11 protein-coding genes and 2 riboswitches are annotated in these 11474 nt (G+C 28.7%); of the genes, 3 read left to right on the forward strand and 8 right to left on the reverse strand.

Annotated elements, in window-relative coordinates; genetic code table 11:
• Nucleotides 1–4 precede the first annotated feature (4 nt).
• Nucleotides 5–715 carry a phosphoribosylaminoimidazolesuccinocarboxamide synthase gene (gene purC, locus J2Z42_RS10410; protein ID WP_209702581.1) on the reverse strand — a complete coding sequence of 237 codons (711 nt, stop codon included), beginning with the start codon at nt 713–715 and terminating at the stop codon, nt 5–7.
• A gap of 1 nt (nt 716) precedes the next feature.
• Nucleotides 717–1196, reverse strand: coding sequence for a 5-(carboxyamino)imidazole ribonucleotide mutase (gene purE, locus J2Z42_RS10415; protein ID WP_209702583.1), 480 nt, complete (start codon nt 1194–1196; stop codon nt 717–719).
• Between the two features lie 134 nt (nt 1197–1330).
• Nucleotides 1331–1431, reverse strand: a riboswitch (purine riboswitch).
• 323 nt (nt 1432–1754) lie between these two features.
• Between purE and J2Z42_RS10420 the strand changes: the two genes are divergently transcribed.
• Nucleotides 1755–2342, forward strand: a complete 588-nt coding sequence (locus J2Z42_RS10420) for an SGNH/GDSL hydrolase family protein (protein WP_209702585.1) — start codon at nt 1755–1757, stop codon at nt 2340–2342.
• Between the two features lie 95 nt (nt 2343–2437).
• Here J2Z42_RS10420 and J2Z42_RS10425 read toward each other — a convergent pair whose 3' ends face one another.
• The 3 genes from J2Z42_RS10425 to J2Z42_RS10435 form a co-directional block, all read right to left on the reverse strand.
• Entirely contained in the window at nt 2438–3871 is a 1434-nt protein-coding gene (locus J2Z42_RS10425) for an NCS2 family permease (RefSeq protein WP_439897327.1), read from the reverse strand.
• Between the two features lie 64 nt (nt 3872–3935).
• A riboswitch (purine riboswitch) is annotated at nt 3936–4035 on the reverse strand.
• A 146-nt stretch (nt 4036–4181) separates the two neighbouring features.
• The gene (locus tag J2Z42_RS10430; protein WP_209702592.1) at nt 4182–5843 is read right to left on the reverse strand and encodes a TaqI-like C-terminal specificity domain-containing protein; all 1662 of its coding nucleotides are present in this window, start codon (nt 5841–5843) and stop codon (nt 4182–4184) included.
• A 30-nt stretch (nt 5844–5873) separates the two neighbouring features.
• On the reverse strand, nt 5874–7250 hold the full coding sequence (locus J2Z42_RS10435; protein ID WP_209702594.1) for an MATE family efflux transporter: 1377 nt from the start codon (nt 7248–7250) through the stop codon (nt 5874–5876).
• 391 nt (nt 7251–7641) lie between these two features.
• On the opposite strand from J2Z42_RS10435, the gene J2Z42_RS10440 reads away from it, so the two are divergent.
• The gene (locus tag J2Z42_RS10440; RefSeq protein WP_209702596.1) at nt 7642–8874 is read left to right on the forward strand and encodes a S1C family serine protease; all 1233 of its coding nucleotides are present in this window, start codon (nt 7642–7644) and stop codon (nt 8872–8874) included.
• 34 nt (nt 8875–8908) lie between these two features.
• On the opposite strand, the gene lgt is transcribed toward J2Z42_RS10440, so the two are convergent.
• Nucleotides 8909–9679, reverse strand: coding sequence for a prolipoprotein diacylglyceryl transferase (gene lgt / locus J2Z42_RS10445; protein ID WP_209702598.1), 771 nt, complete (start codon nt 9677–9679; stop codon nt 8909–8911).
• A gap of 76 nt (nt 9680–9755) precedes the next feature.
• Nucleotides 9756–10178 carry a hypothetical protein gene (locus J2Z42_RS10450; protein ID WP_209702600.1) on the reverse strand — a complete coding sequence of 141 codons (423 nt, stop codon included), beginning with the start codon at nt 10176–10178 and terminating at the stop codon, nt 9756–9758.
• 91 nt (nt 10179–10269) lie between these two features.
• Between J2Z42_RS10450 and J2Z42_RS10455 the strand changes: the two genes are divergently transcribed.
• Nucleotides 10270–10509, forward strand: a complete 240-nt coding sequence (locus J2Z42_RS10455; RefSeq protein WP_209702602.1) for a hypothetical protein — start codon at nt 10270–10272, stop codon at nt 10507–10509.
• Here J2Z42_RS10455 and J2Z42_RS10460 read toward each other — a convergent pair.
• On the reverse strand, nt 10487–11278 hold the full coding sequence (locus tag J2Z42_RS10460) for an ABC transporter permease (protein ID WP_209702604.1): 792 nt from the start codon (nt 11276–11278) through the stop codon (nt 10487–10489). The two genes, J2Z42_RS10455 and J2Z42_RS10460, sit on opposite strands and share 23 nt — an antisense overlap.
• Nucleotides 11279–11474 lie beyond the last annotated feature (196 nt).

Below are 11474 nucleotides of genomic sequence, written 5' to 3' on the forward strand. Positions count from 1 at the left end.
TTAATTAATTATTTCCACTTATTCTTTTTAATATTTCCTGGTAAGCTTCTTTTACATTTCCCAAGTCTCTTCTAAATCTATCCTTATCTAATTTTTCATTAGTCTTTGCATCCCATAATCTACATGTATCTGGTGAAATTTCATCAGCTAACAAAATCTTTCCATTGAATTTCCCAAATTCTAATTTAAAGTCTATTAATTTAATTCCCTGCTTTAAGAAAAATTCTTTTAATACATCATTAATAGTAGCTGTCATCTTGTATATAACTTTAAGTTCATCAAAAGTAGCTGCTCCAATTCCAACTGCATGGTAATCATTTATTAAAGGATCTCCAAGTGCATCATCCTTATAGCTTAATTCATATACTGTAGTTTTAAGCTCGCTTCCTTCTTCTAATCCAAGTCTCTTTGCCATACTTCCTGCTGCTACATTTCTAACTATAACTTCAAGAGGAATTATACTAACTTTTTTACAAAGCTGTTCTCTATCATTTAGTTTCTTCTCAAAATGAGTTTCAATACCATGCTTTTCAAGTAATTCAAAAAGCATAGAAGTAATTGTATTGTTTAGTACACCTTTATCAGAAATCTGTCCTTTTTTTACACCGTTAAAAGCTGTAGCGTCATCTTTATAATAGATTATAACTCTATCCTTATCATCTGTCTCATACACTTTCTTTGCTTTTCCTTCATATATCATTTTTCCTTTTTCCATTTTATAATTCCACTCCTTCTCCATTATCTTTTATAAATTTTTCTTTCATATTTTTTCTATAATCAATTAATTTATTTTTAATTTCAGGATATTTAAGTGCTAAAATTTCCACAGCAAGCATTCCAGCATTATAACTATTATTTATTCCAACTGTAGCTACAGGTATTGACTTAGGCATTTGAACTATGGAAAATAATGAATCAAGTCCTTCAATAGCTGCATTTAATGGAACTCCTATAACAGGTACTGTAGTATTAGCTGCAATAACTCCTGGAAGATGAGCTGCAAGTCCAGCTCCTGAAATTATACATTCACAATCTTCATTTTCAAGTTTCTTTATAGTTTCCAAAAGTTTTTCAGGTACTCTGTGTGCTGAAAGTATATATGCTTCATATTGAATTCCAAACTCCTTTAATGCTTTTGCTGCACCCCTCATCTTTTCTGTGTCAGAACTACTTCCAAATATAATTGCTACTTTCATTTTAGTCCTCCTCAAAATTTTATAATATATATTATAAATTATAAAAAGGTTTCGATAAATTCTTAATGTTGAATCTCCACGAAACCTTTAAAATGACAAATAAATTTAAAAATTGATATACTATATTATATCCAGTTTTAAATAAACTCATCCATAGACGGGAAATTTATGGTTTCCTGTAGAAACTCCCAAACCACATTATTAGGATTATATGGATATTAATATTTAATTCTTATGTACTAATATTAACACATCAAATTGCGCAATTCAATACATTTAAACTATTTTACTTTGTATTATTCGTGTATTTTCAAGCTATAATGAATTATTCTATAGTAATATTCGTCATGGTTCGAACATTATTGTATTATTATGAAAAGGATGTGAATTGAAATATATCAGTTTTTAAGCAATTTATTTATTAATTTTTTAAAAAAGTTTCTATTATAATATAAAATTTATAAAAGTTACAAATTCAAATATAATATTTGATTTATACAAATTCATTTGTTATACTACAATCAAATTTTTTATTAATTAATATGGAGGATATATTAAATGAAATTATTATGTATAGGTGATAGTTTGACCACAGGCTTTGGAGTTTTTAAAGAAGATTCCTGGCTTTCCATAGTAGAAAATTCACTAAAAATAAATATAATAAATAAAGGGGTAAATGGAGACACCACATCAGGTATGCTTTCAAGGTCATATGAAGATGTAATATGTGAAAAGCCAAGTCATTCATTTATAATGGGAGGTTGTAATGACATAATGTCAAATAGACCGCTTGAAATGTTAGAGGACAACCTATCTATATTAGTAAAAGAAGCTTTAAAATACAATATAACACCAATAATAGGTATAGAGACTCCAATAATAGAAAAATTAGCATTAATTTATTGGAATAGTGACAGTAATTATATGCTTATCAATGATAAACAAAAAGAATGTAGAAAATGGATATTAAACTTTTGTGATAAATTGAACGTCAATTATGTAGATTTTTTTAAATTATTTTCAGATGAATTAAAAAACACTTCTCCAGAAAAATTATTTATAGACGGAGTCCATCCATCTTTAACAGGACATAAATTAATGGCCGATTTAGTAATAAATAATTCTAAGAAATTGTTTAATTTTTAATATATCAAATATAATATGTTGGTTATAAAAAAAGAGCAGATAACCTTAAAAGTAATTTTTTAAAGTCATCTACTCCTAATTATTATAATGCTTTATTATCCAAGCATAGCAAATCTAAATATAAATAATGCTGCAAGTATATAAACTATCGGATGAACTTCTTTATATTTTCCTGTAACTACTTTAACTATAGGATAAAATATTATTGCTGCTGCAATACCATTTGCTATACTGTAACTAAATGGCATAAATGCTATTGCAAAAAAAGCAGGAAGTGCTTCTGTAAAATCATCAAAGTTTATTTTAGTAACTGCTCCCATCATAAGTACACCAACTATTATAAGTGCTGGAGCTGTAGCCTGAGTTGGAACTACGCCTACCAGTCCGCTAAAAAATAATGAAAGTATAAATAATATTCCTACAGTAAATGAAGTAAGTCCTGTCCTTCCACCTGCAGATACTCCTGAAGTAGATTCTACATAAGTATTAACAGTACTTGTTCCAAGCATTGATCCAAATGTAGTCGCAAGTGCATCTGACAAAAGAGCCTTATGCATATTTTTAACTCTTCCGTTTTTATCAACCATGCCAGCTTTTTCAGCTGTTCCAACTAAAGTTCCTATAGTATCAAATAAATCTACTAAAGTAAATGTTATAATTACCATAATTAAACTTGTAATGGCTCCTACTGCCCCTGCTTTTCCAATTCCTAAAAGTCCTTTGAAATCAAAAGCAAACAGAGTTGGTGTAAGTGATGGCGGTCTGCTTATAATCTGTATACCTGACAGATGTGTTACTCCAAAAGGTATACCAATTATAGTAGTAAGTATTATTCCAATGAGTATAGATCCCTTTATCTGTCTTGCCATAAGTATTGCTGTAATTAAAATACCTATAATAGCTATTAGCACATGTGGGCTTGTAAGCTTTCCAAAAGCCACCAATGTACTTGGGTCAGAAACTACAATACCTGCATTTTTTAATCCTATAAGAGCTATAAAAAGTCCTATTCCTCCAGATATAGCTAGTTTTAAATTATATGGAAGTGCATCTACAATTTTTTCTCTTATAGATGTAACTGTAATTATTATAAAAATGATTCCTGATACAAGAACTGCAGCTAATGCCTGCTGCCATTTATATCCCATTCCCAAACAAACACTATAAGTAAAGAATGCATTAAGTCCCATTCCAGGTGCCTGTGCAAAAGGAAGATTTGCATAAAGTGCCATAACAAAAGTTCCTATAGCTGCCGCTATACATGTAGCTCCAAATATTGATGCAACTATTGGATCATTAATTGCAGACAATCCAGCCTTAACTGCTGCATCTCCCATTAATCCTTTAGTGTTCATACCTGCCTGCATAAGTATACTAGGATTTACAAAAATTATGTAGGCCATAGTTATAAAAGTAGTAATACCTGCCATAATTTCTGTTTTAGCTGTGGTGTTGTTTTCAGAAAGCTTAAAAAAAGATTCTAAAAACGATTTTTTTTCATTAGTTTCATTAGGTTTTTCCATATGTATTTTTTACCTCCAAAAATAAAAAATTTCTAAGCTGAATTTATATATGTAAATCCATCTTAGAATAATGTTTAACGGATTCACCTATAGTCAGAGATTTTTCGCTCTCTGGTAGAAACTCTTGAGCATACTATCAAGATTATATAGATGATACAATTTATTTTTATAATATCATCCTATTATACTCAAGTCAATATATTTTTCAAAACTATAAAGTATTATCCTAATCAATATATATATATGTTGATTTATTTAGCATTATAATTCGTCATGCATTGAATTACTATATATGTCAATATAATTTTAAAAAAAATTATCCATTTAATGAGCAAAGCATAATATCCTTAATATCGTCTGATATACCGTATAATTCAAATATAATATCATCCAATTCTCTCTGAATCATTCTCTTTTCACTATCACTACTAGAATCTATCATTCTATCGACCAATTGTATTATTTCATTTTTTTTACTTTCGCTGCATCTTTTTATTGGAACACTATCCAGACTATATTTTTTAATTTGAGGAATAGAATTGTAATTTACAACTAAAAAATTTATATAATACCACTGTATCAATTTAGAATTTAATATTGCTAAAATATATTCAACTGAAATATCCGTTTTATCAGGTATTATTCCATATAATGACTGTTCTATAATATACCCCTTTCTATCCAAAGCAGCTATTATATTTTTCCCTGTTTTCCTCATAATCACTTTATTTTTATGACTTAATTTTTCAGGATTTTTTGTTCCACCCTTTATATTTTTTTCAATAAAATCATAATAATAACTGTTTAATATTCCGTATCTTTTTATATTTTCACCCTTTAGTATGTGAATCTGATCCTTATTTTTTCTAATTTTACTTATAACTTTTTTGTTTCCAATAAATCCAGTAAAAGTTACACATATATCTCCCAGCATATCAGTATTTTTCTCAATAATTTTTTTTATATACCTGCTTTCTATTTGTCTTTCATAAGAAAACTCCAGATTATGATTATTTACATATTCACCCTGATATATATTATACTTTGCTTCATTTTTAATATCTATAAAAATTCTATTATCATTCTCATATCTGTTTTCCGCTATAAAAACCATAGTATCCGTATTTATGCCTGGAAATTCAACTTCAAAATTCAATCTGCATATATTATAATTTTTTAATATATGTTTTCTTAATTCTCTATACTGTATATTAGAAGCAAATCTATCTGGAATTAGAAAACCAATCCTTCCTCCACAATTCAATATTTCAAATGCCCTTTTTACGAAATATTCATATAAATTCGGTAAATATTTACTTCCATTATACTGGCTTATATAATATTCAATAAGTTCTCTGTTTATTTTGTTTTTAAACTTTCTACTTAAAGATACCCATGGAGGATTTCCAATTACATAATCATATTTTTTGTTCCAAAATTCAATTAAAATATCATTACATGAAAGCTCGCCTTTTTTAGAAGCAAAATTTTCATTCCATTTTATAAGACTATTACAGCAAATTATATTAGTATTCAAGTTGAATTTCATCTTAGAAATCAATTTCAGATTAGCTTTAGTTAATTTCACTGCTTCATTATCTATATCTGCTCCATATATGCAATTTTTAAGTATATGGTAGCTAAGATTATCCAGGCTCCAGTATTTATCACCATATATAGTTTCCTCTCCACAGGCAGTATCTATCTTATATACTTGATTTAAAAAATTCCTTCTTATATTTTGTAAATTATCTGCGAATTTATCAAAAAGAAACTGATATGCTTTTACTAAAAAGTATCCGCATCCGCAAGAAGGATCTATCACCTTTACAAACGGATGATTTATAATATCCAAATTGTCCATTGTATTTTTTATTATATAATCTACAATAGAAGACGGAGTATAAAAGGCACCATTTTTTTTACGCCGTCCTCTATTCATTGAATTTTCATAATCATATCCCAATATCTTATCCATATTTTCTCTTTTCTAAAATTCAGCAATTATCTATACATCAATTTGAACATTTTCATTAGTATTATTTGTTGGGTAATTTAATTTCTTAATTTCCAAAACTATAAATATAAATGTTAAAACAGTTGATACAGAATCAGATACAGGAGCCGCCAACCATACGCCATTAAGTCCAAACATCTTTGGCAATACAAGTATCATTGGAATAAGTACTATTACCTGCCTCAAAAGTGCCAAAAACATAGATATCTTAGCTCTTCCTATAGCTTGGAAGAAATTAGAACTTACTATCTGAAATCCCAATATAGGAAACATAAACATAAATATTTTTATTCCATTTACCGATATATTAGTTAAGTTTACATCATTTTTATTAAAAAGTTCTACCAAAATACGTGGAAAAATATGAACAGATAATGCTCCTACTGTTGATATAACACTAGCTGCTATAATTGCAATCTTCAATGCCTCTTTTACACGATTGTACAGCTTTGCTCCATAATTAAATCCGATTATAGGCTGCACGCCTTGATTAATTCCAAATATAGGCATAAGTATTAATGTAGCTATACCATTTATTATACCCATAGCTCCTATAGCTAAATCTCCGCCATATATAAATAAACTTCTATTTAGTATTATGTTTACAAGACTAGCTGCCAGCTGCATAGCAAAAGGAGACATTCCTATACTAAATATACTTAAAACTACATCTTTCTTTAAATGGAGATTTTCTTTTTTTATTTTAAGCATACTATTTCCTCTTAAAAAATAGTAAAGTACCCATACCATATTTATTCCCTGGGAAATTACAGTGGCTATGGCTGCACCTCTTATTCCAAAATTAAGTATATATATAAACACAAAATCTAATATTATATTACATATTCCGCCTATCAGCATAGTTGTCATAGCTTTTTTGGGATTTCCCTCAGAACGTATTATATTATTAAGTCCAAATCCTATAATTTGAAATATGGAACCTGCAAGCAATATAGTAATAAATTGTTTCGCATAACCTATAGTATTATTACTAGCTCCAAAAGACCTAAGCATAGGCTCTACAAATACAAGCCCTAAAAAAGTAACTATGGCAGACACTAAAACAAGTAGAACAAGTGCATTACCCAATATATTTTCTGCCTCATTTTTTTTATTTTCTCCTAATTTTATAGAAATCCTGGCAGCAGCACCTATACCAACAAGCATAGCAAAGGCCATTATAAGTATGCCTATAGGGAAAGTCAAACTGACTCCTGATATAGCCATTGCCCCTACTACTCTTCCTATAAATATCCTGTCTATTACAATATATAGTGAGTTAACAAGCATGCCTACTATAGCTGGTATGGAAAATTCTAATAACAATTTGCTTATTTTCTTATTTCCTAGTTTAACTGAACGTTCCAATATATTACCTCCTATTTAAATAACTAATTTAAATAACTAAAATCAAATAATTAGTATTCTAATTATTAATAGCAAATTAACATAACTTAAATCATTCTTGCTCAATATGTTTGCCATGTTTCAGATACGTATTTGATTTGAATTTTATATTTGCCTTCATATTAGTTAGTCTCCTAAATAATCACGTAAGTATTATTATAATAATGTTACAACGTCTTTGTCAACATATTTTTAAATAAAATTATAAATACTACTTTATCAGTCATTGTAACACTCATTAAATAAAATTGTCATACCTAGTTAACATTTTTGACATAAAGATGTAACAAAGCACAAGTACTATATAAACTATAGAATATTAAACTCAATACGTTATGAGGAGGTATTATAAATGAAGATTTTTAATAATAAAAACAACGAGTCACCAAATGATGATACTTTAAATTTCAAAAAAAGATTTGGTGAAAAGTTCAAATTTCCCGGCAGTAAACTTTTGTCTTATATAGCTGTAGCTTTAATAGCTAGTTTAATAGGTGGCGGTATTTCTACAGCAGCATTTTTGTATATAGTTCCAAATACAAATTTTTTTAGGAATACACCACTTTATGAAAGTATAAGTTCAGATACAAATAAAAGTTCTGACAAAGTTTCCGAAGCCAAAGCTTCTCCAATATCAACTTCAAACAATAAAAGCGGACTTACTGTAACTGAGATAGCAAAAAAAGTCAGTCCCGCAGTAGTAGGTGTATCAGTTAAAAGTATTTCTCAAAGTGACAATTTTGGTTTTTCAAATGATCAAAATAGTGACAGTAGTGAAGAAGATGGAATGGGTTCTGGAATAATAATAAATTCTGATGGATATATACTTACAAATTATCATGTAATTCAAAGTGCTCAAACTGTAAGTGTAATATTAAGTAATAAAAAAGAAGTTCCTGCTAAAGTTATAAATTATGATTCAAATCAAGATCTGGCTATAATAAAAGTAACTTCTAAAACTACCATGCCCGCTGTAGCTGAACTTGGTAATTCTGATAATGTTCAAGTTGGTGATTCCGTAGTAGCTATAGGAAATCCTTTAGGCAAAGAACTTCTTGGATCTGTAACAAGTGGTATTATAAGTGCTACAAAGAGACAAATTAGTGTTGGAAATACTTCTCAAACTTTCCTTCAGACAGATGCAGCTATAAATCCAGGAAACAGCGGTGGAGCTCTAGTAAATTCTCTCGGACAGGTAATAGGAATAAACTCTGCTAAAATAGGTGGGAATGGTGTTGAAGGTATAGGTTTTTCAATTCCTATAAATACAGTAAAGTCTAGGCTAAGTGGTCTTTTAAAACCTGTACTTAAAATTGGAATTGCAGGAAGAGATATTGATTCTAGTTTATCCCAGCAATACAATATACCTCAAGGTGTTTATGTAGCTGAAGTTGAAGAATTCAGTGCTGCTGAAAAAGCAGGTTTAAAAACAGGAGACATCATTCAAAAATTTGATGGAAAGAGCGTAAAATCAGTAAATGATATAAATACCATAAAATCGAGTCATAAATCTGGAGATACTGTATCTGTAGTAATCTCTAGAAACAACTCAACAAAAAATTTAAGCTTGACACTATCAGAATAATACTAAAACAAAAATTATCCCATTGAATTTTTATTTAATGGGATAATTTTTTATTTCTTCTTTTGATTATTATAAAAAATACTATACTGCATATAACACCCAAAAAACTTACCAGCATTGCAATTCTAATTGGTCCAAACATTAAGCTGTCCGTTCTAAGACTTTCAATAAAGAATCTTCCCAATGAATACAATCCTATGTAACTAAAAATTACAGTTCCTTTTTCATGTTTTTTTCTGAATATATATATTAGAATAATGCACACAATTAAATCCCATATTGATTCATATAAAAAAGTAGGATTGTAATAGGTACCCTCTATATACATACCTCTTTGTATAAATGCAGGGAATTTGCTTATGAATTCATAACTGACTTCCCCACCGTGTGCCTCTCCATTAAAAAAGTTTCCCCACCTTCCAATAGCCTGTGCAAGTATTATGGATGGAGCTGCTAAATCAACTATTTTTAAAAATTCTTTATTTTTATATCTTGTATAAATGTATGCAGCTGCCAGGCCAAATAAAATGCCACCATGTATAGCAAGTCCACCCTGCCTTATATTAAATATATCCAAGATGTTATCTTTATAATCCTGAAACTGAAATATAACATAATAAGCCCTGGCACCTATTATAGCCGCTGGAAAAGAAATTAAAAAAATATCTATTACTGAATCAAAGTCATAATTTTTATACTTGCAATTCACCCTTGCCAAAGCAAGAGCTGCCATAACTCCTAATGCTATAATTACTCCATACCATCTAACTTGAAATCCATTAATTGAAAAAGCTACCGGATTCATATACACCACACCTTTTCTAAATCATAAATTTATTGTAGCAATATTTATATTTAAAGACAAGTTAATTTAAAACTACCTATAATATCAAAAATCTTTTAAACATTACATGAAAAATCACTAAAAATATTAAAATAAATGCCAAAAATCTGTGAACTTTTAACCAGCTTCCTCTAATATTTTTATTGATAACTCCATATATACCCAATAAAACAGTAACAAACATAATTATAGTTGCAATTAATCCTGGAACAGAAAGTCCTATGTAACTATACATAAAATAAAAATGACCTATTATAGATACAGGTGCTATTATTCCAATAATTCTATGATATTTAACAATATACCTCATGATAAATCTATACATATCAGCATATTTTTTCTTATCTTTTGGCAATTTATTTATATATCTTTTATTTACATACTTAACAAAGAAATTAAGTAGTAATATGATATATGCCCAAAATCCAATCCATCCTAAAAGCTTTCCAAATTCTCTCATATAATTATCCCCCAAAAATTTAAATTTTATTTAATTATAATACATACAATTTTTTATTAATTTTCATATACTATACTAGAGGTGAACAAAAATGTCATACTTAAATTCAGCAGATCCTGACGAGCTGGCCGTCATAAGCACTTTTGTAGCTATTGTTTTGTCTAAAAATAAAACCTCAGATCAAATAAATGTGCTTGGAAATTTAATTGTATCAATTGGCGGCATAATGCTGACTATAGCAGCTCAAAAACAGCATCTAGAATCAATACAGGATAAAGAAACTCAAATTCATGATTTAAAAAAACAAATTAAGGATTTAAAAAATGATTGATAATTGTTTTAGTATAACTTTTAGATACATTTAAAAAACTGTTATAACTTAGATAACATCCTATAAACGATACTATAGCCGTAGCCCCAAGCATCATGAATGTAACTATAAGTTGATATTTAATGGCATTTATTGGTGAAGTTCCTGCTAATATAAGTCCTGTCATCATACCAGGCAATGCTACAATTCCAAGTGTTTTTGCAGAATCTATCGTAGGAATCATGCCAATTTTAACAGAGTTCCTTATTATATCTATGGATGCCTGAAAATTATTTGCCCCAAGTGCTAGTTTAGTTTCAACTTCTTCTTTTTTATCCTTAAAATCCGAACTCATTTGATTAAGACTTAAACCTAAGCTTATCATTGAGTTACTTATGATCATACCTCCAATTGGTATCATCTGATAGGGCTCATATTTTATAACTTTGGAAAACACTAGAATAAATAAAGTTACAATAGTACTTATCGATATTGCTATAAATGCTATTATTAAAACATTGTTTATTTCTTTTCCTCTTTTTGAAGTATTGTATGCGGCATTTGCTATCATAAATATCAATAAAAAAGTAGTGAAGATTACATTTTTATGTCCAAAAATATAATTGAGTAAATATCCTACAATAACCAATTGAATAGAAGCCCTTATTACACTTACTATTATATCTTTTTCAATTTTTAATTTCTGAAAATATGAAAAAGCAAGAGAAATCATTACAAGCACTGATGAAAATAGAATTGAATAAATACTAATATTATTACTGCCATTCATTTAAAACCCTCCAAATATCAATCCACCACAAAATATTCAAATTAATATTAAAATTTTACAAAATTAATATTAAAATTAGATTAAAATAGTGTATATTTTATAATCAGCACCACCCGTAAAACGGGTGGTTTGCTCTAGCCCTATAAGGGCATGTTACTGGCGGTGCTACTCGCACACTGAACGGTCTGCCAACCGC

The sequence above is a fragment of the Clostridium algifaecis genome (genome assembly GCF_017874415.1).
Taxonomy (GTDB): domain Bacteria; phylum Bacillota; class Clostridia; order Clostridiales; family Clostridiaceae; genus Clostridium_B; species Clostridium_B algifaecis.